22 protein-coding genes are annotated in these 23,351 nt (G+C 71.0%); 15 read left to right on the top strand and 7 right to left on the bottom strand.

Annotation, left to right across the window (positions count from 1 at the left end; genetic code table 11):
* Nucleotide 1 precedes the first annotated feature (1 nt).
* The 3 genes from ACQ66R_RS18065 to ACQ66R_RS18055 are packed head-to-tail and all read left to right on the top strand — an operon-like array spanning nucleotide 2 to nucleotide 2,909.
* A complete protein-coding gene (locus tag ACQ66R_RS18065) occupies nucleotides 2–598 on the top strand; it encodes a zf-HC2 domain-containing protein (protein WP_430424136.1) in 597 nt (198 codons plus the stop codon).
* Entirely contained in the window at nucleotides 598–1,812 is a 1,215-nt protein-coding gene (locus ACQ66R_RS18060) for a S8 family peptidase (RefSeq protein WP_430424134.1), read from the top strand. Before ACQ66R_RS18065 ends, ACQ66R_RS18060 begins: the two co-directional genes overlap by 1 nt.
* Nucleotides 1,809–2,909: a TorF family putative porin gene (locus ACQ66R_RS18055; protein ID WP_430424132.1), complete on the top strand. Its 1,101-nt coding sequence runs from the start codon at nucleotides 1,809–1,811 to the stop codon at nucleotides 2,907–2,909. Before ACQ66R_RS18060 ends, ACQ66R_RS18055 begins: the two co-directional genes overlap by 4 nt.
* A gap of 122 nt (nucleotides 2,910–3,031) precedes the next feature.
* Here the strand turns inward: ACQ66R_RS18055 and ACQ66R_RS18050 are convergent, their stop codons facing one another.
* From ACQ66R_RS18050 to ACQ66R_RS18035, 4 genes are read right to left on the bottom strand one after another with little or no spacing between them, the layout of a single operon-like run.
* Nucleotides 3,032–3,499, bottom strand: a complete 468-nt coding sequence (locus ACQ66R_RS18050; protein WP_430424130.1) for a DUF3429 domain-containing protein — start codon at nucleotides 3,497–3,499, stop codon at nucleotides 3,032–3,034.
* Nucleotides 3,500–3,505: 6 nt separating this feature from the next.
* Nucleotides 3,506–4,288: a TIGR02186 family protein gene (locus ACQ66R_RS18045; RefSeq protein WP_430424129.1), complete on the bottom strand. Its 783-nt coding sequence runs from the start codon at nucleotides 4,286–4,288 to the stop codon at nucleotides 3,506–3,508.
* On the bottom strand, nucleotides 4,288–5,211 hold the full coding sequence (locus ACQ66R_RS18040) for a sulfite exporter TauE/SafE family protein (RefSeq protein WP_430424128.1): 924 nt from the start codon (nucleotides 5,209–5,211) through the stop codon (nucleotides 4,288–4,290). The genes ACQ66R_RS18045 and ACQ66R_RS18040 overlap by 1 nt, the downstream gene beginning before the upstream one ends.
* Before the next feature lie 33 nt (nucleotides 5,212–5,244).
* Complete coding sequence (locus tag ACQ66R_RS18035; protein ID WP_430424126.1) at nucleotides 5,245–7,770, bottom strand: hypothetical protein; 2,526 nt, start codon at nucleotides 7,768–7,770, stop codon at nucleotides 5,245–5,247.
* 206 nt (nucleotides 7,771–7,976) lie between these two features.
* On the opposite strand from ACQ66R_RS18035, the gene ACQ66R_RS18030 reads away from it, so the two are divergent.
* Nucleotides 7,977–8,183 (top strand): hypothetical protein, encoded by a 207-nt coding sequence (locus ACQ66R_RS18030; protein WP_430424124.1) that lies wholly within the window; start codon nucleotides 7,977–7,979, stop codon nucleotides 8,181–8,183.
* A gap of 3 nt (nucleotides 8,184–8,186) precedes the next feature.
* Here ACQ66R_RS18030 and ACQ66R_RS18025 read toward each other — a convergent pair whose 3' ends face one another.
* Nucleotides 8,187–9,830, bottom strand: coding sequence for a phosphatidylglycerol lysyltransferase domain-containing protein (locus ACQ66R_RS18025; protein ID WP_430424122.1), 1,644 nt, complete (start codon nucleotides 9,828–9,830; stop codon nucleotides 8,187–8,189).
* Nucleotides 9,831–9,951: 121 nt separating this feature from the next.
* Here ACQ66R_RS18025 and ACQ66R_RS18020 point away from each other — a divergent pair, with 121 nt between their 5' ends.
* The 6 genes from ACQ66R_RS18020 (at nucleotide 9,952) to ACQ66R_RS17995 (ending at nucleotide 17,580) form a co-directional block, all read left to right on the top strand.
* Entirely contained in the window at nucleotides 9,952–11,157 is a 1,206-nt protein-coding gene (locus ACQ66R_RS18020; protein ID WP_430424120.1) for an acyl-CoA dehydrogenase family protein, read from the top strand.
* A gap of 12 nt (nucleotides 11,158–11,169) precedes the next feature.
* Entirely contained in the window at nucleotides 11,170–12,384 is a 1,215-nt protein-coding gene (locus ACQ66R_RS18015; protein ID WP_430424118.1) for an acyl-CoA dehydrogenase family protein, read from the top strand.
* Nucleotides 12,385–12,440: 56 nt separating this feature from the next.
* Complete coding sequence (locus ACQ66R_RS18010) at nucleotides 12,441–13,643, top strand: acyl-CoA dehydrogenase family protein (RefSeq protein WP_430424116.1); 1,203 nt, start codon at nucleotides 12,441–12,443, stop codon at nucleotides 13,641–13,643.
* A gap of 123 nt (nucleotides 13,644–13,766) precedes the next feature.
* The gene (locus ACQ66R_RS18005; RefSeq protein WP_430424115.1) at nucleotides 13,767–14,969 is read left to right on the top strand and encodes an acyl-CoA dehydrogenase family protein; all 1,203 of its coding nucleotides are present in this window, start codon (nucleotides 13,767–13,769) and stop codon (nucleotides 14,967–14,969) included.
* Between the two features lie 153 nt (nucleotides 14,970–15,122).
* A complete protein-coding gene (locus tag ACQ66R_RS18000; RefSeq protein ID WP_430424113.1) occupies nucleotides 15,123–16,331 on the top strand; it encodes an acyl-CoA dehydrogenase family protein in 1,209 nt (402 codons plus the stop codon).
* Between the two features lie 160 nt (nucleotides 16,332–16,491).
* The gene (locus tag ACQ66R_RS17995) at nucleotides 16,492–17,580 is read left to right on the top strand and encodes an acyl-CoA dehydrogenase family protein (protein WP_430424111.1); all 1,089 of its coding nucleotides are present in this window, start codon (nucleotides 16,492–16,494) and stop codon (nucleotides 17,578–17,580) included.
* A gap of 690 nt (nucleotides 17,581–18,270) precedes the next feature.
* Here ACQ66R_RS17995 and ACQ66R_RS17990 read toward each other — a convergent pair.
* A complete protein-coding gene (locus ACQ66R_RS17990; protein ID WP_430424109.1) occupies nucleotides 18,271–18,705 on the bottom strand; it encodes an endonuclease domain-containing protein in 435 nt (144 codons plus the stop codon).
* A gap of 407 nt (nucleotides 18,706–19,112) precedes the next feature.
* Here ACQ66R_RS17990 and ACQ66R_RS17985 point away from each other — a divergent pair, with 407 nt between their 5' ends.
* From ACQ66R_RS17985 to ACQ66R_RS17975, 3 genes are all read left to right on the top strand, one after another.
* Entirely contained in the window at nucleotides 19,113–20,168 is a 1,056-nt protein-coding gene (locus tag ACQ66R_RS17985; RefSeq protein ID WP_430424107.1) for a hypothetical protein, read from the top strand.
* 61 nt (nucleotides 20,169–20,229) lie between these two features.
* Nucleotides 20,230–21,168 (top strand): hypothetical protein, encoded by a 939-nt coding sequence (locus ACQ66R_RS17980; RefSeq protein WP_430424105.1) that lies wholly within the window; start codon nucleotides 20,230–20,232, stop codon nucleotides 21,166–21,168.
* 70 nt (nucleotides 21,169–21,238) lie between these two features.
* On the top strand, nucleotides 21,239–21,487 hold the full coding sequence (locus ACQ66R_RS17975) for a hypothetical protein (RefSeq protein WP_430424103.1): 249 nt from the start codon (nucleotides 21,239–21,241) through the stop codon (nucleotides 21,485–21,487).
* 112 nt (nucleotides 21,488–21,599) lie between these two features.
* Here the strand turns inward: ACQ66R_RS17975 and ACQ66R_RS17970 are convergent, their stop codons facing one another.
* Nucleotides 21,600–21,902 carry a hypothetical protein gene (locus ACQ66R_RS17970; RefSeq protein ID WP_430424101.1) on the bottom strand — a complete coding sequence of 101 codons (303 nt, stop codon included), beginning with the start codon at nucleotides 21,900–21,902 and terminating at the stop codon, nucleotides 21,600–21,602.
* Between the two features lie 228 nt (nucleotides 21,903–22,130).
* On the opposite strand from ACQ66R_RS17970, the gene ACQ66R_RS17965 reads away from it, so the two are divergent.
* Both ACQ66R_RS17965 and ACQ66R_RS17960 read left to right on the top strand, forming a co-directional pair.
* On the top strand, nucleotides 22,131–22,928 hold the full coding sequence (locus tag ACQ66R_RS17965; RefSeq protein ID WP_430424099.1) for an enoyl-CoA hydratase/isomerase family protein: 798 nt from the start codon (nucleotides 22,131–22,133) through the stop codon (nucleotides 22,926–22,928).
* The gene (locus ACQ66R_RS17960) at nucleotides 22,925–23,347 is read left to right on the top strand and encodes a hypothetical protein (RefSeq protein WP_430424098.1); all 423 of its coding nucleotides are present in this window, start codon (nucleotides 22,925–22,927) and stop codon (nucleotides 23,345–23,347) included. Before ACQ66R_RS17965 ends, ACQ66R_RS17960 begins: the two co-directional genes overlap by 4 nt.
* The last annotated feature ends 4 nt before the right edge of the window (nucleotides 23,348–23,351 follow it).

The raw sequence follows: 23,351 nt of genomic DNA, 5'->3' as shown, positions 1-23,351 counted from the left end.
GATGAGCGCAGAGCACGACGAACTCTCCGAACTGCTGCCCTGGTTCGTGACCGGGCAGCTCTCCGCCGAAGAGACGGCGCGGGTCGAGGCGCACCTGGCGGACTGCGCCGAGTGCCAGGCCGAGGTCGCCTTCGAGAGGCGGCTGACCTCCGAGGTGGCGCGGCTGCCGATCGACGTCGAGCGGGGCTGGGCGCAGATGCGGGGCCGCCTCGAGGCCAACGACGACGCCCCGCCGGCAAGGAACGGCGGCGGGCGGGCGACCTGGCTGGGCTGGGGCCTGGCGGCGACGTTTGCGATCGTGGCCGGCGTCTCTTGGCTGCCGCAGACGCAGACGCAGGCCCCGGCGCCGGCGTATGCTGCCCTGGGCGCCGCCGCGGCGGCGGATGCGAGCGGGAACGTGGTGGTGGTCTTCCATCCCGACACGACCGAACGGCAGCTGCGCGCGGTGCTGAAGGCCGGCGAGGCGCGGATCGTCGATGGGCCGACGGCCGCGGGCGGCTATGTGCTGCACGTCGCCGAAGCCCGGAAGGCCGCCGTGCTGAAGGTGCTGCGGGCGGAGGACCGGGTGGTGCTGGCCGAACCGATCGAGACGCACTGATGAGGGCCTGGCGCGCTCTGACGGCCCTGGCGGCGGCGGCCTGGCTGGCGACGGCGGGCGGCGCGTGGGCGCAAGCGGCCGAGCCCGCCGAGGCGACGAACGAGGCCCAGGGCCAGGTGCTGGTGCTGCTGCGGCTGCCGGCGGCGCACTTCTCGGACCGGGCCTATGCCGGCGGCTATGGCGACGGCCCGAGCCGGGCGGCGCGGCAGCGGATCGCCGGACGGCTGGCGCGCGAGCACGGCCTGAGAATGGTGACCGACTGGCCCATGCCGCTGGTGGGCGTGGACTGCTTCGTCATGCAGGTTCCTGCGGGCAAGTCGGCGGCCGCGGTGGCGGCGGACCTGGCGCGTGACCGGGCGGTGGCCTGGGCCGAGCCGATGCAGGAATACCGCGCGCTGGCCGCGGCGCGACCGCCGCCCAACGATCCCCTCTTCCGCCTGCAGCCGGCCGCCAGCGCCTGGCGGCTGGCCGAGCTGCGCGGCGTGGCCACCGGGCGCGACGTGCGCGTGGCCGTGATCGACAGCGCCGTGGATGCGGGGCACCCCGACCTGGCCGGCCAAGTGGTGGTGCGACAGGACTTCGTGACCGGCCGGCCGGCGAGCGCGGAGCTGCACGGCACCGCAGTGGCGGGCGTCATCGCCGCTGTCGCCGACAACCAGTTGGGCATGGCGGGCGTCGCGCCCGGCGCGCGCGTGATGGCGCTCCGGGCCTGCTGGCAACGCGGCGCGGACGACACCGTGTGCGACACGCTGGCCCTGGCCAACGCGCTGCATTTCGCCGTCGACCGGGGCGCGCAGGTGATCAACCTGAGCCTGGGCGGACCGCCGAACGTGCTGCTGGGCCGGCTGATCGACGCGGCGACGGCGCGCGGCGTCCTGGTGGTCGGCGCCGAGGACCCGACGCTGCCCGGCGGCGGCTTTCCGGCGTCGCATCGCGGCGTCGTGTCGGTGGCCAGCGAGGGCGGACCCGCAGCCGCCTACGCCGCGCCCGGCCGCGACATCCCCACCACCCAGCCGGGCGGCAAGTTCGGGATGGTGAACGGCAGCTCGTATGCGGCCGCGCACGTCAGCGGCCTCCTGGCGCTGGCGAAGGAACGCAGCCCGCGTGGCGCGCCCCTGCGGCTGGTCAGCGGACGCGGCGGCGCCATCGACGCCTGCGCCACCCTGCGCGCGTGTGCGCCCCCCGCGCCGCTCGCGGCGCGATCCGTCCGGTGAGGCCGGCGGCGGCGAGCCGTCTGGCGTTCGCGGTCCTGGCGTTCGCGATCCCGGCTGCGTCCCGGGCGCAGGCGCAGCTGAGCGGCGGGCTGACCGTGGCGACCGACTACCGCCTGCGGGGCGTCTCGCTCACCGACCGCCGCGGCGCCGTGAGCGGCAGCTTCGCCTATGACCACCCGAGCGGCGCCTACGCCGGCGGGACCGTGGTGGTCCACGATCCGGCGGCGCTTGGACCGCGCGTGCTGGGGTACCAGGCCTATGCCGGCGTCGCGGGCCGGCTGCCGGGCGGCCAGGGCTGGGACGTGGGCGTCAGCCGGGTGGACATGGCCCCCCGCTACGACCGCCGCTACTCCACGGAGTACACCGAGGCCTACGTCGGGCTCTCGCAGGGCGACCTCTCGGGTCGCGTGTCACTGGCGGCGGACTATCCCCGCAAGGGCGTGGAAACGGCCTACATCGAGCTGAACGGGGCCGTACGGCCGGCCGACGGGTGGCGGCTGGCCGGGCACGTGGGCGTGCAGGCGCCCCTGGGCGGCGGCCCGAAAGACGATGAGCGGGTGGACGTGACCCTGGGCGTGGCGCGGCTGCATCGGTCGCGCCGAGGCGCAGCTGAACTGGACGGCGCAGACGCCCCGCGCCCGACCGCACGTGACCTGGACCCGGCCGGGCCTGTCGGCGGCGCTGTCGGTCTATTTCTGAGCGGCCTTCAACTCGGCCTCCATCTCGGCCTTATCCTCCGTCAGCAACTGATCCAGATGCTTCAGAACCGCCGCCGGCGCGGCCTGGCTCGACGTCGACTTCGCCCAGGGGTTGGACGTCAGGCAGTGGCCGCTGAGATTGCCGCACTGGCGAAGCTTGCCGGTGGCCGTGTCGATCACGACGATGACATGGTCGTCGTCCTTGAGCGTCGCGGCGGCCGGGTCGGCCGGGGACGCCGGCGTGGGCCGCGACAGCTGGTTCCACATGCGCCCAGGAGAATAGATGCCCACGCCCACGAAGCGCCCCTTGGCGCCGACGCGACCGACGGCTTCGGCCGCAGCCTCCTCCGCCTTCGTGCACCCCGCCAGCGCGAACGCCGCAAACATCAGTCCCAATAGCATCCTGTGCATGGACCATCTCCGATCACGAACCCGTGATCATGAGGCGTAGCGCCGTGTCACGACGCTAAGGAGAGAGTTGTCGAAATTCAGCGCAGCGTCGGCGCGCAGCACGTGCAGCCCTAAGCGCTCATCGCCTTTTCGAGCGCCAGGGCCAGCGAGACGCAGGCGGCGGCGGTGACTGCGGTGGACAGCACCGGATAGCGTGAGGGGGTGTCGGGGGTCTGGTGGTCGAACAGCCATTGGACGAGGAAGGCGGCCATGAAGCCGCCGATGACCCAAGCGTCGGAGGCCGAGCCGCGCGCCAGCAGGATCACCCAGGCCGCCACCGCGCACAGCGCCGAGAACGCCTGGCGCATCCAGCGCGGCTTTGGCTCGCGCGTTTCGAGGCCCCATCGCACGCCGCCCAGGAACGAGAGCACCGCGGTGGACCAGGCCAGGAGGCTGGTCAGCGACGCGCCCGCAAGCTGAGGGGGCCCGTAGCTGTAGAGCAGCGACGTGATCGGGAAGGGCGACAGCGCGAGCAGCGCGATGGCCCAAAGCGCTACGGAAGGGGACTCCGCCCTGGAGGCGGGCCGCACGTCATCCATGAGCAATCAGTCTCTCCGGAATGCCGCCGAGGCCGCCCAACCGGCCGCCAGCGCGAACGCCATGGCTGCCAGACCATAGGACCATGGCCTTGAATGGGCCCAGACGTAAAGAGCCCGTTCGATGCCGACCTTTTCGACGGTCAGCGTGCGCGAGCGCCGCGAGACCGGCTTGCCGTCCTGGAAGAGCAGGATGTCGGCCTTGTAGACGCCCGTCGGCGCGCCCGTGGGCAGCGCGATCTCGGCCCGGAAGAGGCCCCGATCGACGAACTGAACGCCCCGGCCATCCTCGTGGTAGAGGCCGGCGTTGGTCTTCAGGCGGACCACGGCGCGGCGCCAGTCGTAGTAGTCGGCCCCCAGGCGGCTGACGACCATGTCGCGCACGCCATAGCGGGTGTCGACGCGCTGTTCTTCGGGGGCGTTGATGGTCAGGTGATCGAGGCCCGCGCCCAGGCGGCGCAGGACGCCGAAGTTGGCGATGTCTTCCAGCGGCCGGTTTGAGGCGGCGCGGTAGAAGCCAGGCGCGCCGCGGAACACCACCGGGCGGCTGTTGAGCCACACGCCGGCCACGCGCTGCTTGCGCGTGAGGCGCACCGGCTGATCGGGGCCGCGGACCAGCACGACCACGTCGGACGGCCGCGTCCCCGTGTCGAACACCGCGCCGTAGAGCACGATCCGCGCGCCGCGGAAGTCGGACTTCACCTGGACGTTGGTGGTGGTCAGCGCCGCCGAGATCGCCGCCTGCGCGACGGCCGGCGGGGGGACGGCGGGCGGGGGAACGTCGATCTCCATCAGCCACCCATTCCCGACAGGAGGACAAAGGGCTCTTCCGGGGCGAAGAACAGGCCCAGGCCCATCCGCAGGCCCACGGCCAGCACGATGAGGGCCAGGACGGCGCGCAGCTCCTCCGCCCGGAAGCGTGACGAGGCGCGGGCGCCGAACTGGGCGCCGACGATGCCGCCCACGATCAGCAGGAGGGCCAGGACGATGTCGACGGTCTGGTTGCGGCCGGCCTGGAGAACCCCAGTGAGCGACGAGGTGACGATGATCTGCAGGAGGCTGGTGCCCACCACCATGCCGGCGGGCATGCGCAGGATGTAGACCATGGCCGGCACCAGGATGAAGCCGCCGCCCACGCCCATGATCGCCGACAGGATGCCGACGAAGGCGCCCAGGGCGAGCGGCGGGATCACGCTGATGTAGAGCCGCGAGCGGGGGAACCGCATCTTGAGCGGCAGGCCGTAGAGCCAGACAGGCCGGCGGTCGCGGCGCGGCGGCGCCGGGTCGCCCCGCCGGCGGCGCAGGATCGCCCCCACGCTTTCACGCAGCATCAGCCCGCCGATGACGCCCAGGAACAGCAGATACGAGATCGAGACGACCAGATCGGCCTGGCCCAGCAGGCGCAGCCAGCGGAACAGCTCGACGCCGACGATAGAGCCCACGACGCCGCCCGCCGCCAGCACCGCGCCCATCCGCAGGTCGACGGCGCGCCGTCGGCTGTAGGCGATGACGCTGGACATGGACGAGGCGGCCACATGGTTGGCCATCGAGGAGACCGCGACCGGCGCCGGAATCCCCAGGAACACCAGCATCGGGGTCATCAGGAACCCGCCGCCGATGCCGAACATCCCCGAGATGAAGCCCACCAGCGCGCCCAGCGCCACGATGAGCGGGGCGTTGACCGCGACCTCGGCGATGGGAAGGTAGATGTCCACCGTCAGCGCCCTAGGATGGCGCGAGGGGCAGCGTCAATGCTGTCCCAGGTCGCGCTGATACGCCGCCAGGGCGATCCGGTAGGCGTCGCTGGGCAGGCCGTCGGCCGGGCCGTCGTAGTAGCCCTGGCGCGCGAGCACGAGTTGGGTCTGGCGCACGTTGAGCGAAGCGGCCGGCCGCGGCGCGGCCGCCGGAGCGCGCGCGGCGGCCGGCGCGGCGGGCGCGGGCTTCAGCTGATCCAGCGCCTTGCGGGCCTCGGCGTCGCCTCGGGCGGCGGCCAGCCGGAACCAGTAGCGGGCCTGGCTGTCGTCGCGGGCCACGCCGCTGCCGGACTGGTAGAGGAGCCCGAGATTGAATTGGCTCTCCACGACGCCGGCCGCCGCGGCCTTGCGGAACCACTTGGCGGCGCCGGGCAGATCCTGCGTCCCGCCCTCGCCCCGGAACAGGTAGACGCCCAGATTGTGCATCGCCTTCACGTCGCCCTGCTCGGCGGCGAGCGTCGTGAGGCGGCGGGCCTCGACCGGGTCTCGGGGCAGGCCCGCTTCCCCGCTGTCGTAGAGCTGGGCGAGGTAGATCTGAGCCTGGGTGTGGCCGCCGTCAGCCAGGGCTTTCAGCTTGGCGAGCGCGCCCGGCATCCCGGCTTCGATGTCGGCCCGGACCTCGGCGAACACCGGGCCGGAGGGCGTGGCGGTCGTGCTGTCGGTGACCAGGCCCGGGCCCAGCACCATCGCGGCGCGCGGATTCTCGGGCAGCGGCGGCGCGGCCGCCACCTGCGGCGCCTCAGGAGCCTGGGGCGCGCCGGGCGACTGCATCAGGGTGAGGCCGGCGGCGCCGACGCTGAGGAACGCCGCCCCGCCCGCAACCATCAGCGCGGTCTGCAGAGCCGAGTTCGGCGCACGCCGGGGCTTCATGTTGAAGCCCTGGAAGAGCCGCCCGGTGGCGCGGGCGCCCAGCTGGGCGCGAACCTCGGCGGCGCGGACCTTGGCGGCGGTGGGGTCGATGGTCTCGGCCTGGCGGGCGGCCTCCTGAGCGGCGCGGGCGGCCGCGCGGGCGCGGTCGATGACCTCGCGGGTAGAGAGCTGCGGCGTGGGCTCGGGCGGCTCGGCCTCGAACAGGTCGTCGTCGGCCAGCGGCGCGAAGGCCTCCGGCGGCTCGGCGTCAGGAACGTCCAGGTCGAGGCGGCGCCACGGCGGGTCGATGACCTCGACCTCGTCGTCCTGCACCGGCTCGGCGCGCGAGAACAGTTCGGCGCCGAAGGCGACGGTGGGGATCTCGGGCTCGGGCTCCGGCGGCGGGCCCAGGGCGGCGACCAGATCGGACAGGCTGCTCAGCGCGGCCTCGGGTTCCGGCTCGGGCGGCGGGCCCAGGACCGACGGCGCCGTGAACATCTCGACCGCGGCGGCCGGCTCGGGCGCCCAGGCCGGCTGGGGTTCCAGGGTCGCCTCGGGTTCCAGGGCCGGCTGGACGTCGGCGGAGGGACGGGCGGCCAGCGAGTCGCTCACCCTGGCGAACTCCGCGGAGAGCTTCTCGAAGCTCTCGGCCTGGGTCTGTTCGGCGCGGGCCAGGCGCAGTTCGACGGCGCCGGCGATGCGCGCAACCTCGGTTCCGACCTGGTCGATCGCCTCGGCGCTGCGGTTGTCGACGTCGGTCAGCTTGCGGCCGACGGCCTCGGCCATGGCCAGAACCTGGCGGCCGATGTCCTCGACCGCCTGGGTCGAGCGGCGCTCGGCGACCTGGACCTGCTGGGCCAGGGCGGCGAAGCGCGCTTCGACCGCGCCGCCGGTGGCCGAGGCCAGCGCGTCGGCCACCTCGGCGCGGACGGCGTCCACGCGCTGGGTCAGGGTGTGCGCCAGCGTCTCGAAGCGCTGATCGATCGCCTGCCCGCCGCCGCGCTCGACAGCGCCGACGCGGCGGTCGAGACCCGCGAGCGAGCCCTTCAGATCCTCGAGCGCCGCGGCGGTGCGGGCCTCGGCCATGGCCAGCCGGTCGCCCAGCCGCTCCAGCACCGTCTGCACCAGATGCTCGGGCTCGCCGTCGGCCAGCCGCGAGTCCAGCATGCGCATCGCCTCGATCGAGCGCGGCCCGGCGGGGTCGGCCTCGAAGCGGCTCAGGCGCTCACTTTGGTGGCCGACCTCGGCCTGAGTCTCGGCGAGCAGGCTCTCGAGCCGGGCGGCGGCGGCGTTCTGTTCGCGCTCGGTGGTCTCGATGCGGGCCAGCGCCTGGCGAACCGAATGCTCGACGCCATTGATGGCCAGGCCGGTGCGGGTCTCGGAGGCCTCGATCCGGGCGGTCAGCCGATCGAGGGCGGCCGCGATGCGCGCGAGATCCGGAACCGTGGGCGGCGACGGCGGCGAGATGGCCCGCAGGCGCGGGGCCTCGGCGCGGAAGGCGCGGTCGGCGAACTGGGTTTCGGCGGTGATCTCTTCGGGAACGTCGTCTTCGAGGATGACGCGGTTGAGCCACTCACCCAGAGTCATGCCCGAGCGCCGGGCAAGGTCCTTCGCGACCTCGCGGGCCTTCGGGTCAATCCCCTTGACGCTCCAGGGCGCCCCCGCGCTCATCCGAATCGCTAGCTCCGTGCAACCTTGAGGCTAGAGACCGATTCCTGGGGTGTAAACGAAACCCTAACGCTACATATGGTGTGCGGCGTCGGTTCCTGTGGATGGCTCGCCCGGCTTCGGCCCGGCCCTTCGGCGTGGCGTCCGGATCGGGCCTGGGACGTCGAATGGCCTTCCCTCACCCAGGCGTTTGAGCATAGGGCTCGGCCATGACCGCCGGCACGCTTTTCGCCATCGCCCTCGGGCTCTTCGCCGTGGCCGGATTCGCAGGCTGGCGGGGCGCCCGTCCGCCCAACCCGATGAAGGGTCCCCGGATGATCCCGTGGCGGCCGATCATGGTGCTGTGCGCCACGGCCGCGATCCTCTGCGTGGCCAGCGCCGAGCGGATGGCGGGGATCGTGCCGCCGGGGCGATAGCGACTACTCGTCGTTCTTCTTGGGGCGCTTGGCGAGACCCGCCACGCCGCCCGACGAGAGCAGCCCGGCGTCGGCCATGAGGCGCGGGATCGCCCACTTGCGTGGGGCGGCCACGAAGCGCGGCTGCCAGGTGGGGTCGTACTTGGACTTGTAGTGGCGCACGCCCTGGAAGTTGTAGATCTCCTCGCCCCGGTCGAAGATCAGGCGGCCCACGCGGCTGAGGGCCGGCGCCAGCGGGCGGTCGTCGAGGCCCGACAGCGGGGCCATCCCGAAGTCGAAGGCGCCATAGCCCTGGGCGCGGCCCCAGTTGATGAGTTCGACGAACAGGAAGTCCATGATCCGCGGCGGCCCCTCGGCGACGTACCGCATCAGGTCGATGGAGAAGGCGGCGCGGTTGGCCACCGGCCAGATGTTGGCGAAGGCGATGATCCGGCCCTCCCAGCGCACCACGGCCAGCGGGAACTCCTGCATGTAGCGGTCGGCGAACCCGCCCAGCGCAAAGCTCTTCTCCCCACCGGCGTGACTGGCCAGCCAGGTGTCGGAGATCCGGCGCAGATCCGGCATCAGCGGCGCGATGTCGGCGGGCTGGACTACCTCGAACGTCGCCCCGTCCTCGCCGGCGCGGCGCCAGGCGCGGCGCAGGTTGCCCCGCTTGGTGCCCTCGATGGTGAAGCTGTCGAGCGGCGACACGGCGCCCTCCCCCAGCTTCTGGATGGCGAACCCCAGTTCGACGATGTCGGGCAGGTCGTCGGCGTCGAGGTTGTAGAATCCCGGGCGCGCGGCGTGAGCGTCGGCCAGCTCGCGGAACCGCCAGAGCAGTTCCAGCCGTTCGTCCTTGCGGCCCACCGTGGAGCCCAGGGCGATCCAGCTGCGGCCGCGCACGCCGAACATCAGGAAGCTCTCGCCCGAGTTCGAGAACAGGAACCGCTTGTCGCCCAGCAGCGCCAGATTGGACGTGGGACGGGCCACCTCCGCCTTGGCCAGGATCGCCCGGACGCGGTCGAAGTCGGGATCTTCCTCGCCGACGATCGGGGGCGTGGCCGCCGAGCCCAGCAGTCTCCACACGCCGAAGGCGAAGAGCGCGATGGCCGCGCCGCCCCAGGCGCGCAGCGAGCGGGCGGCGTCTTCGTCGGCCATCACCTGCCACCACGGCAGGTCGCCGTAGTCGGCGTTCTGGAACGACCATAGGCCGATCATCCCGGCGCCCACCACGAAGGCGGCGGCCGAGAACAGCCAGGCCGGCGTGATCTCCATCCGGGTCAGCGCCGCCTTGCGCGGGAAGGCGTAGTGAAAAGGCGCCAGCGCCAGGGCGAGGCCCAACAGCAGCGCAGTCTCCTCCCAGACGAAGCCCTTCACCAGGCTGAGCGGGGCGGCGATCAGGAGGGTCACCAGGGTGGCGGCCCAGGCGGCGTCGAGCCGGGCCCGCAGGCCGAAGGCCAGCATGACCAGCACCAGGCCCAGCACGCTGGACATGAAGTGGCTGATCTCGATCAGGATCGCCGGCTCGAACTCCATCAGCCGGATGAAGCGGCTGGGGATCGACGGCGTGGCCGCGGAGGCGAGCAGCAGCACGCCGGCCGCGAGGGTCAGCAGGGCTGCAGTCCAGGGCGCCGCGGCGGCGACGGCGGGATGGCGAAGGAGTCGCATCGAATCCATTCTATAGGCGACGTATCGTCAGGTCCGCTCAAACAGACGTTTAATCTGGCTTTGCCCGGCCGCGGGCGAACGTTAAGCTCGGGGCCTAACGACACGACTTTGGGAGATCGGTATGGCCGACTTCGGCGCCACGGACCTCGACGCCTTCGCCAAGGGAGTGCGGGCCGAGTTGGAGGCGATGTATCCGGCCGAGCTGCGCGATCCCAAAGTCAAGACCGACCCGGAAGCGGTCTGGGGCGGTCGCGCGTTTGCAGGGTCGGACGACCCGCAGTCGGTCTGGATGCGGCGGATGGCCGCCAAGGGCTGGACGACGCCCACCTGGCCCAGGGAATACGGCGGGGGCGGGCTCTCGGCCGCCGAGGCGCGCGTGCTCGAGCGCGAGATGGCGGCGGGCAAGTACCGGCCGCCGGTGCTGGCGTTCGGCATCTGGATGCTGGGCCCGGTGCTTCTGGAATACGCCACCGAAGAGCAGAAGCAGACCCACCTGCGCCGCATCGTCAATGGCGAGGTGCGCTGGTGCCAGGGCTACTCCGAGCCGGGCGCGGGCTCGGACCTCGCGAGCCTGGCCACCAGGTGCGAGGACAAGGGCGACCACTGGCTGATCAACGGCAGCAAGATCTGGACGAGCTACGCCGATAAGGCGGACTGGTGCTTCTGTCTGGTGCGGACCGATACGTCGAAGAAGCACGAGGGGATCAGCTTCGTGCTGATCGACATGGCGTCGCCGGGCGTCGAGACGCGGCCGATTCCGCTGATCAGCGGCGAGAGCCCGTTCTGCGAGACGTTCTTCACGGACGTGAAGATCCCGAAGGAGAACCTGGTCGGGCGGGTGAACGGCGGGTGGGAGATCGCCAAGCGGCTGCTGCAGTACGAGCGCCAGAACATCTCGGCCGGGTTCGGCGAGGGCGGGTCGGCGGGCGGCGCCTCGGGCGACCTGGCCAGCATCGCCAAGACGTACGGCGCCGACGAAGACGTCGACCTGCGCCGACGCATCACCGAGAACAAGATGAACTTCGCCGCCCTGCGCCACACGATCGCGCGGTCGGCCGCCGAGAGCCGGGCCGGGAACGGGCCGTCGGCGGCGACGTCGATCATCAAGTACGCCGCGGCCGAGTTCGCCAAGGAGCGGTCCGAGCTGATGATCGAGGCTCTGGGCCACCAGGGCCTGGGCTGGGACGGCGACGGGTTCCAGACGCCGGAGATCGTGGCCACCCGCGGCTGGCTGCGGACCAAGGCCAACTCGATCGAGGGCGGGACCTCGGAAGTGAACCTCAACGTGATCGCCAAGCGGGTCCTGGGCCTGCCGGATCCCAAGTAAGGAGCTAGCGTGATGGCCGACTTCGGCGGGCAGGACCTGGAGGGTTTCCGGGCCGAGGTGAAGGACTGGCTCGACGCCAACTTCCCCAAGTCGCTGGCGCACGACGCGACGGCGCAACTGGCCAAGCTGCAGGCGCGGCCCGAGAGCGAGGACGCCCTGAAGTGGCGCCGCGCGCTGGGCGCCAAGGGCTGGGGCACGCCGACGTGGCCGGCGAAGTACGGCGGCGGCGGGCTCTCCCGCGAGCAGGCGCGCGTGCTGGCCGAGGAGATGGGCAAGATCGGCGCCCGCAACCCCATCGGCGGCATGGGCGTGTCGATGTTCGGCCCCACCCTGCTGGAGTACGGCAGCGAGGAGCTGAAGCACGAGCACTTCCCGGGGATCGTCTCGGGCGACGTCTGGTGGTGCCAGGGCTACTCCGAGCCCGGCGCGGGCTCGGACCTCGCGGGCCTGCAGACCCGGGCTGAGGACAAGGGCGACCACTTCCTGGTCAACGGAAGCAAGATCTGGACGAGCGGCGCCCAGTACGCCGATAGGTGTTATTGCCTTGTTCGGACGGACACCTCGAAGAAGCACGAGGGGATCAGCTTCCTGCTGATCGACATGAAGGCGCCGGGGGTCGAGGTTCGGCCGATCCTGCTGATCAACGGGACGTCGCCGTTCTGCGAGACGTTCTTCACCGACGTGAAGGTGCCGAAGAGCCAGCTGTTCGGGCCGCTGAACGGCGGCTGGACGATCGCCAAGCGGCTGCTGCAGCACGAGCGCGACGGGATCGGGGCCAGCCTGGGCGCCGGCAACATCGGCGGCGCGGTGAGCGTGCCGACCGTGATCGAGGCGGCCAAGGCGAACGTGGGCCTGGACGACAGCGGCCGGCTGGCCGACCCCGACCTGCGCCGCCGCATCACCGAGCACCTGATGGAGAACCGCGCCTTCCAGCTGACGGTGCGCCGCCAGCAGGACGACGCGCGGGCCGGCAACGGGCCGTCGAACCTGGCCGCGGCCATCAAGTACGCCGGCGCCAAGATCGCCCAGGAGCGCAACGAGTTGGTGCTGGAAGGCCTGGGCCACCAGGGCCTGGGCTGGAGCGGCGAAGGCTTCGCCGAGGGCGAGCTGGCGGCGGTGCGCAGCATGCTGCGGTCCAAGGCCAACTCGATCGAGGGCGGCAGTTCCGAGATCAATTTGAACGTCGTCTCGAAAAGAGTGCTTGGCCTTCCCGATCCGAAGTCGTGAAATATGCCTGATTAGAAAGAGCGGTATTTAGCCGTCTAGATTTCAGGGAGGATCCGATGGCCGATTCCGGCGGCAGCGCGCTTGACGCTTTCCGGGCCGAGGCCCGCGAGTGGCTCGAGGCCAACTATCCCCAGTCGCTCCGCGACGACCCCCGCGCCGGCGAGCGCGCGATGGTGGGGGGCTTCAAGCCCGAGGGCGACCACCTGCTGTGGAAGCAGCGGATGGCCGAAAAGGGCTGGGGCACGCCCACCTGGCCGAAGAAGTACGGCGCGGGCGGCCTGTCCCCCGCCGAAGCCCGCGTGCTGCAGCAGGAGATGGACCGCATCGGCGCCTACAACCCGATGGTGGGCATGGGCCTGTCGATGTTCGGCCCGACGCTGCTGGAGTACGGCACCGAGGAACAGAAGCAGCGCCACATTCCGCCGATCGTGCGGGGCGAAATCCGCTGGTGCCAAGGGTATTCAGAGCCCGGCGCAGGTAGTGATCTGGCCTCCCTGACAACAAAGTGCGAGGATGCCGGAGATCACTGGAAGATCAACGGCCAGAAGATCTGGACGAGCGGCGCGCAATACGCTGACTGGTGCTTCTGTCTTGTTCGAACCGACACGTCGAAGAAGCATGAAGGCATCAGCTTTGTTCTGATCAACATGCATCAACCTGGTGTCGAGACCCGGCCAATCAAGCTGATCGCCGGCTCGTCGCCGTTCTGCGAGACGTTCTTCACCGACGCGCGGGCCGAAAAGGACGACATGGTCGGGCCGCTGAACGGCGGCTGGACGGTGGGCAAGCGCCTGCTGCAGCACGAGCGCTCGGGCCAGGGCGGCGGCCGGATGACCGGCGGGGCCAAGGTCTCGTCGATCGCCAAGACGTACGTCGGCGTCGACGAGCAGGGCCGGATCGCCGACAGCGACCTGCGCATGCGGATCGCCCAGAACGAGATGGACGCCCGGGCGCATGCCCTGACCATCGAGCGGGCGCGGGAGGAGTCGAAGGGCAACGTGAACCCGTCGGCCGCCACGTCGATCATGAAGAACTCGGGCACCTGGATCGGCCAGACCCGCGCCGAACTGCTGCTCGAGGTGATGGGCCACCAGGGCCTGGGCTGGAGCGGCGACGACTTCAGCCGCGAGGAGATCGAGGCGGTGCGCGGCTGGCTGTCGGGCAAGGCCTGGACGATCTTCGGCGGCTCCCAGGAGGTGCAGTCGAACATCGTCAGCAAGCGGATCCTGGGGCTGCCGGACACGACGCAGAGCTCGTAACCAACGTCCGTCATCCCGGACGGCCTCAGGCCGATCCGGGACCCAGCGTCCCGAGCTGCTGGGTCCCGGCTCTCCGCTTCGCTGCGGCCGGGATGACGGTAAGAAAAGGAAGGGTGGGAAGACATGGCTGACTTCGGCGGCGGTGACCTGACCGCCTTCCGCGTCGAGGCGCGCGCCTGGATCGCGGCGAACTTTCCGGCGTCGCTGAAGGGCAAGGCCGCGCCTGAGGGGCGCGAGCTGACGCCGGACCAGGACGCCTGGCGCAAGGCGATGGGCGAGAAGGGCTGGGGCACGCCCACCTGGCCGACGGCGTACGGCGGCGGGGGCTTGGGCAAGGCCGAGGCGCGCGTGATCGCCGAGGAGCTGGTCGCGGCCGGGGCCTACAACCCCATCGGCGGCATGGGCGTGATGATGTTCGGCCCGACGCTGCTGGAATACGGCAACGAGGCGCAGAAGCAGCGCCACATTCCGCCGATCGTGAAGGGCGAGCTGCGCTGGTGCCAGGGGTTCTCGGAACCCAACGCCGGGTCGGACCTCGCCAGCCTGCAGACCAAGGCCGTGGATGCGGGCGACCACTATGTCGTCGACGGCGGGAAGGTGTGGACCAGCGGCGCGCACACCGCCGACTGGTGCTTCTGCCTGGTGCGGACCGACAACACCAAGAAGCACGAGGGCATCAGCTTCCTGCTGATCGACATGAAGAGCCCGGGCGTCGAGCCCCGGCCGATCCTGCTGATCAACGGGACGACGCCCTTCTGCGAGACCTTCTTCACGAACGTGAAGGTGCCCAAGGAGAACCTGGTGGGGCCGCTGAACGGCGGCTGGACCATCGCCAAGCGGCTGCTGCAGCACGAGCGGCAGGGGATTTCCGGGGCCAACAACGCGGGCGCGCCGGGCGTGCTGCCGGGGCCGGGCGTGATCGCCTGGGCCAAGCAGCATGTGGGCGTCGAGGACGACGGGCGGCTGGCCGATCCCGACCTGCGCCGGCGCCTCACCGAGCACCTGATGGAAGAGCGCGCGTTCCAGCTGACGGGGCGCCGCGCGGCCGACGAGGCGCGGTCGAACTCGGGGCCGTCGGCGGCGACGTCGGTGCTGAAGAACGTCGGCTCGAAGGTGCGTCAGGACAAGGCCGAGCTGGCCGTCGAGCTGCTGGGCAGCCAGGGCCTGGGCTGGGAGGGCGAGGCGTTCGACCCCGCGGCGCTGGGCGCGACACGGGCGTGGCTGCGCGGGAAAAGCGGCACCATCGCGGGCGGGTCGTGGGAAGTGCAGCTGAACATCATCTCGAAGCGGATTCTGGGGCTGCCCGAGGCGACACAGTCGAGGTAATCTCCCAACCCTTGAAACGCGTCATGGCCGGGCCTGTCCCGGCCACCCAGATACGCCGACGTTCGGGAATTACCTGCGGCGCCGGCGCTTCTGGGTCTCCGGGACAAGCCCGGGGATGACGTTCGAAATATTGAACACGAAGGAATTTTGAGAATGGCCGATTTTGGCGGCACGGATCTGGAGGGCTTCCGCAAGGAGGTCCGCAGCTGGGTTGAGGCGAATTTCCCCGCCGCGCTCAAGGGCAAGCCCAACCCGATGGCGCGCGAGGAGCGCGGCAGCGACCCCACGCCCGAGCAGGAAGCCTGGCGCAAGGCGGTGGGCGAGAAGGGCTGGGGCACGCCCACGTGGCCCAAGGCCTATGGCGGCGGCGGCCTGTCGGGCGCCGAGGCGCGCATCGTGCAGGGCGAGTTCGCCCGGGCCGGCGCCTACAACCCGATCGGCGGCATGGGCGTGATGATGTTCGGCCCCACGCTGCTGGAATACGGCACCGAGGCGCAGAAGCTGGAGCACATCCCGCCGATCTGCCGCGGCGAGATCGCGTGGTGCCAGGGCTTCTCGGAACCGGGCGCGGGCAGCGACCTGGCAAGTCTTCAGACTAAGGCCGAAGATAAAGGTGACCATTTCGTCATCAACGGCCAAAAGATCTGGACGAGCGGCGCGCAATGGGCCGACTGGTGCTTCTGTCTCGTGCGGACGGATACTTCGAAGAAGCACGAGGGCATCTCGTTCGTGCTGTTCACGATGCATCAGCCGGGCGTGGAAGTGCGGCCGATTCCTCTGATCGCCGGCTCTTCACCTTTCTGCGAGACGTTCTTTACCGACGCCATCGCGCTCAAGAAGGACCTGGTCGGCCCGCTGAACGGCGGCTGGACCATCGCCAAGCGCCTGCTGCAGCATGAACGTTCGGGCCTCACGGGCGCCGGCGGCGGGCTGGGCTCGGGCGGCAAGCCGCTGGAGCAGCTGGCCAAGGAATACGTCGGCCTGGACGACCAGGGCCGCCTGGACGACCAGGACCTGCGCACGCGGCTGGTGACCAACGCCATGAACTGGCGCGCCTTCCAGCAGACCGCCGTGCGCGCGATGATGGAGGCCAAGGGCAACTCGGGCCCCTCGTCGGCGACGTCGATCATGAAGAACGCCGGCACCCAGCTGATCCAGGAGCGTCACGAGATGGCTCTGGAGATCATGGGCCACCAGGGCCTGGGCTGGGAGGGCGAGGCCTTCAAGCGCGAGGAGCTGGAAGCCGTGCGCGGCTGGCTGTTCGGCAAGGCGTTCACGATCTTCGGCGGCAGCCAGGAAGTTCAGTCGAACATCGTGAGCAAGCGCATCCTGGGCTTGCCTGACCTTACGCAAGCGAACTGACACCGTAGGTGTCATCCCGGAAGGCCGCGAAGCGGGCTGTCCGGGATCCAGCCGCCTCGCGGTTCGTGGGTCCCGGTCTTCGCCTGCGGCGAAACCGGGATGACACGCTAGGGGGTCATCGGATTAGATTTGAAATTGAAGATTTGAGAGGAATTTGAGAATGGCCGTTCTTACCGAAGAACAGAGCATGCTGCGCGACGCGGCCAAGAGCTGGGTGCAGGAGAAGTCCCCGGTCACGGCGTTCCGGAAGATGCGCGATAGCGGGGTCGAGGTCGGCTACGACGTCGCCGCCTGGAACGAGATGGCCGAGATGGGCTGGGCCGGGGTGATCATCCCCGAGGAATACGGCGGCTCGAACTTCGGCTACCTGAGCCTGGGCCTCGTGCTCGAGGAGCTGGGCCGCACGCTGACCGCCTCGCCGCTGATCGCCTCGGGCCTCGGCGCCGCCTCGGCGCTGATCCTGGGCGGTTCCGAGAGCCAGAAGGGCGAGTGGCTGCCGAAGATCGCCGACGGCTCGGTCGTGGCGGCGCTGGCCGTCGACGAAGGCCCGCACCACAAGCCCGAGAAGGTCGAGGCCACCGTCTCCGGCGGCAAGCTGACCGGCAAGAAGGTGTTCGTGCTGGAAGGCATGGCGGCCAACGTGTTCGTCGTGTCGGCCAAGGAAGGCGGCCAGATCGAGCTCTACCTCGTGAAGGCCGACGACGCCGGCGTGACGCGCAGCAAGCTGAGCCTGGCCGACAGCCGCGGCGCGGCGAACGTCGAGTTCAACGGCGCGGCGGCCGAGAAGCTGACCGGCGGCGCGGCGCTGCTGGAAAAGGTGCTGGACCGCGCGCGGGCCGGCATCGCCGCCGAGATGCTGGGCGCGGCCACCCAGGCGTTCGAGGTCACCCTCGACTACCTGAAGACCCGCGTGCAGTTCGGCCAGGTGATCGGTTCGTTCCAGGCGCTGCAGCACCGGGCGGCCAAGATGTTCACCGAGCTGGAACTGGCCCGCTCGGCCGTGGAAGCCGCGCTGACCGCGATCGACAACGATGCGCCCGACGTGCCGGAACTGGTTTCGCTCTCGAAGGCGAAGATGGGCGACACGTTCCATCTGATCTCGAACGAGATGGTGCAGATGCACGGCGGCATCGGCATGACCGACGCGCATGACGCGGGCTTCTACCTGAAGCGCGCGCGGGCGGCGGAAGCGGCGTTCGGGAACCAGGCGTTCCACCGGGATCGGTACGCGAAGATCCAGGGGTATTGATTGGCGGCTGAGCGGCCCGCGTAAGCGGGCCGGTGAGCTACGGAATTGACGGAGCCCCGTCGGTCGAGAGGCCGGCGGGGTTTTCGTTTGGGAGGTAAACGCGCTGCCCGCCGCCCGCCCCCTCCACCATCGGCTCTTCGGCCGATGGTCCCCCTCCCGCCGCTTCGCGGGGGAGGTAAGACGCGGGAGAGGAGTCTTTACCTCCCCCGCGGAGCGGCGGGACAACCGTTGCCGTTGGCTCGCACCACGGCCATGCTGCGCCGTGGAAGGACCGGTCGAGAGAGTATCGTGCGCCTCAGACCTCAACCGAACGAGAGTATCGGTCCGAGTAGGCGTCCGCGAAAGCTGAGCCCCCGGATCCTAGGCGCGGTCCTGTTGCTCTTGGCTATTGGCGGGCTCCTCGTCGGCTTGGAGTTGGTCGTCGGGCCTCAGGGTGCTGACCAAGTGCGCCTCGAACTCGCGGCGGTCGGATACACCGATATCCGAGTTCGCCGGGGGTGGTTCGTCTGGTGCTCGTTTGAAGGCGACCTAGGCTATCATTGGAGCGCGGCCGAGGCGGACGGGCGCGCCTGCGTCGGGGTCGGCGGCTCCCCCTCAATCGCGGTCGAGCGGGGCTGGGCTCCGGCAGTTTGATCAACGAAGCTCACTAAGATTGCGGAAGCCGGTCGTCGAGACGCCGAGGGGGTCTTCTTACCTCCCCCGCGGAGCGGCGGGAGGGGGACCGGCCGCCGAGCGTAGCGAAGAGCGGTTGGTGGAGGGGGCGAGCCGCATCTGCTGGCGTGCAGCCGCCCGGCGGAGGATGCCGTCCACGACGTTATCGAGGTCGTGGTAGACGCTCGACGCCGGGATCCTCAGGACGTCGACGCCCTGTTGCTTCAGCCAGAAGTCCCGGGCGTCGTCCTTGGCCTGGGCTTCGTCGTGCCAGTGGGTTCTGCCGTCGATCTCGACCGCGAGCGCGGCGGACGGGCAGTAGAAGTCGAGGATGATGTTCGCGAAGGGGTGCTGGCGGCGGAACGTGGGCTTGTCGTCGCTCCGGCCGCGCAGGCGGCTCCAGAGGATCACCTCGGGTTCCGTCATCGCCCTGCGCATCGTTCGGGCGCGCGTGGTGATCAGTCTGCGTCGCATGCCCTGCTGGCCGTTCGCCCCCTCCACCATCCGCTCTACAGCCGGCTTGCGCCGGCTTCGGCCGATGGTCCCCCTCCCGCCGCTTTGCGGGGGAGGTAAGGAACATATGAGGAACATATGAGGGTTGGGTCAAGCGCCCACACCGTGCCCTGAAACCCATGGACAGAGTTTGCCTACGGGCTGAGCCGTCTCAAGGACGACGCCGCAGGCGTCGCCGCGACGCGCGGTCGCGCTGGAGGCGCGATCCTTGACACGGCTCAGCCCGTAGGCTCGCAATCAACCATGGGATTTAAGGGCGGGAGGCACCCTGTAAGGGTGCTCGCCGTCGCGGAGTTCAGCGGCTTTCCCTTAGACTGAAAAGGGTCCCTTCGAAGTCAAGCAGCATTTGCGAGTTTTTTAAAACCAAGATGGTGCTCATTACCTTTGCCGCGCGCGGGACATCAGCAAGCGCGCCCACGAGTGCAAGGGCGCAATTCAGTACCCCAAGGAAGATACCAGCATCCATCTTGCCGGGAAGCTTAGCGGCGTTCGCGCGCGCCGTCACCCAATCGCGGATTCCTCCTCTCCCAGGCGCGGCAGCGCCGTGGGAGAGGTCGGGAGAGGGCGGCGCTGGCCGTCCCGTTTGCGGGGCATTGTACCCGAGGGCCGGGTGCGACCGGGTCCAACGCCGTGTAGGCCTAAGCGCCGCGCCGCCCTCTCCCGGCCTCTCCCTCGCCGCTGCCGCGGCCGGGAGAGGAGGCCCTTCGGGCGCCCTTGCGACCGGATCTGACGCACCGCCCCGCTACCCTGCCGGCATGATCCAGCGCTTTCCCCTCCACTCCCCTGCCCGCAAGTGGCCGATCCCGCCGATGGACAAGCGGTCGGGACATCGGGACAGCGCGTTCACCTGGGAGATGGGGGAGTTGATCGTCGCGCGGATCCAGGACGGGGAGACGATAAAGGCGATCACCGCCGATCCGCGGATGCCGGCGTACTGCACCGTGTTCCGCTGGATGCAGGTCGTGCCCGCGTTCGGGGCGGCGGTGGCGGAGGCGCGGGCCGGGCTGGCGCGGGAGCGGCAGCGGCTGGCCGACGCGCGGCGGCGGGTTCGGGGGCGGCGGCGGAACGGGGCGGGGCAGCGGGAGCAGGCGTCGGCGGAGGCGCTGGGGCGGTTCCTGGATGCGGTGCGGGACGGGGCCTCGGTGAGCGAGGCGGTGGCCGAGCCGGGGGCGCCGTCATCCAAGATGGTCTACTCGCGGGTGCGGAAATGTCCGGGGTTTCGGCTGGCGTTCGTGATCGCGTGCGACTTCCGCGACTTCCGGCTGGAGCTGGACCGGGACGACGCGATCGCCGAGGTGGGCGTCACCGGCATCCCGGCGGCGAACGCGGCGCTGCGGGCGATCGACGGGCGGCGCGGGCGGCTGCGGCCGAAACTGTACCGGCGGCTGCCGCGGGGGCCTTCCCGTACCGGCGATATGCTCTAGCCTGAAGCCGGGGCGCCCGGTCGGCGGGCCGCGGGGGTGAGACGTCTTGGGACATCGGGTGGTGATCGCTGTGGCCGCCGCGCTGGCGCTGGCCGGGGGCGCGCGCGCCGGGCCGCCGCCGCCCGACCTGAGCGGGCTGTGGAGCAACGGGTCGCTGACCACGCTGGAGCGGCCCAAGGACCTGAAGGCCCTGGTGCTGACCGAGGCCGAGGCGGCGGCCTATGAGGCGAAGCGGCGGGGCAAGCCGCCCGAGATCGAGGACGACGTGGGCGGCGCCGACTCCGAATGGTGGGAGTTGGACCACGGGCTGGGGCGGGTGCGCGGACAGGCGCGGACCTCGTGGATCGTCTCGCCGGCCGACGGCAAGCTGCCGTTCAACGCGGCGGCCAAGGCGGTGAACACGGCGCGGATGGCCGGGCGCAAGGGGCCGACGAACAACCCCGAGGAGCGGGGCCGGACCGACCGCTGCCTGCCGGGGGCGGCGGCGGGGCCGCCGATGCTGAACGGGGTGTACAACAACAACTACACGTTTCTGCAGACGCGCGAGGCGCTGGTGATCCACGCCGAGTACTTCAGCGACCTGCGGATCGTGCGGCTGGAGCCCGGGGCCAGGCACCCGCCGCCGACGGTGCGCCGCTGGCTGGGCGACTCCATCGGGCGGTGGGAGGGCGCGACGCTGGTGATCGAGACCACCAACTTCACGCCGCTGGAGGTGGACGCGCCGCCGGGCGGCGACCCGGCGGCCGACATGGTGGTGACCGAACGGCTGACGCGGCTGGGCCCGACCCGGCTCCACTATGCGTTCACGGTGCGCAACCCGGCGCGGTTCGTCATGCCGTGGCAGGGCGAGATGGTGATGCAGACGGCGGCGGGGCCGATGTTCGAGTACGCCTGCCACGAAGGGAACTACGCGATGACCAGCATGCTGTCCGCCGCGCGGCAGGCGGAGGCCGCGGCCGGGGCGAGCTCCGAGGGAACGCCCGGCCCCCCGGCGCGTTGAGCGTACGGGGCCACGGCGCAAGCCTTTGCGGCGGGCGGCTCAGTACGTGGAAATACGGGGAAGAGAACCAATGCGCATTGCCATTCTGGCGGCCTGCGGGGCCGCGGCGCTTTCGATGAGCGCCTGCCAGCAGAAGGTCGAAGACACGACGCCCGACGCCGCCGCCACGGCCGCGGCCCAGGACGCCGCCGCCAGCGCCAACGCCGCCGCCGCGACAACGCCGCGCTTGTCGGCGACGTGCTCGACGCGACGTCGGATGCGGCCGGCGCCGCGGCCACCGTCGATCGACCAGCTTCGGCCGCCGACTTGTCGAACGTAGCGCTGAGCCGCAGCCTCATAGCCGTAGGCGCCCGCGCCGAAGTAGGCGCGGCCGCTCCCGAGCGATCTGGAGAAGCCCCGCCGGCGTCGCCCGCGGGGCTTTTTCGTGGGCGCTACTTCGCCGGATCGCCGGGGGCGCGGGGCTGCAGGTTGCGCTGCAGGGCGTTGGCGTCGCCGAGGTTTCCGCTGGGCAGCGGCGCGGCGGCCGGATCCTGCGGGGCGAAGACCGCGCCGGCGTCGCGGGCCTTGCCGGTGGCCGGGTCGATGACCGCCGAGCGGACCTCGGTGACGGCGGTGGCGACGTGGGGGTCGACCGGTGCGGCGGCTTCGGCGGCGGGCGCGGGGGTCTTTTGCTGGCAGCCGGTGAGGGCCAGGGCGGCCAGGGTGACGACGATGTGGGGGGAGAGGCGCTTCATGTCGGGCGTCCTTCTTGTTCGATCGCCGGCGCCGACGCGGGGGCGCGACGCGCGACAAGCCCGGTTAGGGTGAACACGGTTTATGAAGGGTTGCCGAGCGTCAGCGGCTGTTCGGGCGCGACAGGCGGTCATTTCGGCGCGCGCGCCCGGTTTCGAGGCGCCGGGGCCCCTTCCCGCCCGCGCCGGGGCGCCTATGCTGGCGACAACAACAGGATCCCGGGGGAGACCATGAGCGCACTCGTCACCACGTCGGACGTCGGCCACGTCCGCACAATCACGCTGAACCGGCCCGAGAAGAAGAACGCGCTCAGCCAGGCCCTGGCGTGGGGCATCGTCGAGGCGGTGGACGCCGCGGCGCTGGACGACAACGTCTGGGTGGTGGCGATCACCGGCTCGGGCGATGCGTTCTGCGCGGGCCTGGACCTGTCGCCGGGGGCAGAGCCCTATTCCCCCTACTCGCCCCAGAACGCCCAGCTGGACGACATCGGCTGGGTGGGCAACTTCCTGCTGTCGATCCGCAAGCGCTGCGACAAGCCGGTGGTGGGCGGGGTGAACGGCGTGGCGGTGGGCGCGGGCCTGGGCCTGGCCATGGCCACCGACGTGCGGCTGGTGGCGAAGAGCGCGCGGCTGATGGCCGGCTACACGCGGATCGGCGGATCGCCCGACGCGGGCCTGACGATCACCCTGCCCCAGGCCATGGGCTATGAGCGGGCCATGCGCTTCATGATGGAGAACCGCACGCTGAACGGCGACGAGGCGGTGGCGTGGGGCATGGCCGGCGAGGTCGTGGACGACGCGGCGTTCGGCGAGCGGCTGGCGGCCTATTGCCAGGAGCTGTGCGCCTGGTCGCCGATCACGCTGCGGCTGCTGAAGCGGGGCATCGTGAAGAGCTACGAGAGCACCGACATGGAGGGGCAGCTGCGCCTGGAGGTGAGCAACATCCGCAAGGCGTTCGGCAGCGAGGACGGCCAGGAGGCGCGGCGCGCGTTCCTGGAGAAGCGCAAGCCGGTCTTCCAGGGGAAGTGAGCGGGACCCTCCCGCAGCCCTCGGGACGGCGGCTGGCGGCGGCGTTCGTGGCGGCGCCGCTGGCCGCGGTGCTGGCGCTGGCGGTGGCGATGGCGGCCGTCGCGGGCGACCCGCAGGCGGGCGTTGCGATCGCGGTGTTCGGGTCGGTGCTGTTCGCGGGGCCGGCCACCCTGATGCTGGGCGTGCCGCTGTGGTTCGCGATCCGCCATCGGCTGCGCGCGACCGCGGGGCGCTGCGCGGCGGCGGGCGCGGTGATCGGCGGCGCGCCACCGCTGTTGATGATGCTCCCCTCGATCAGCCGGGTGACCGGCCCGCACGACCTGGTGGGCGCCCTGTTCGTCCCGGTCGGCGCGGTGGCGGCCGGGGCGTTGGGCGGGGTGGTGTTCTGGGCCGTCGCGACGCGGCGGGGCGCGGCCTGATCGG

It is taken from the genome of Phenylobacterium sp. (assembly GCF_965284355.1).
In the GTDB taxonomy this organism is placed as follows: domain Bacteria; phylum Pseudomonadota; class Alphaproteobacteria; order Caulobacterales; family Caulobacteraceae; genus Phenylobacterium.
The sequence above is the reverse complement of the archived record's forward strand: the minus strand, read 5'-3'. Positions and strand labels throughout refer to the sequence as shown.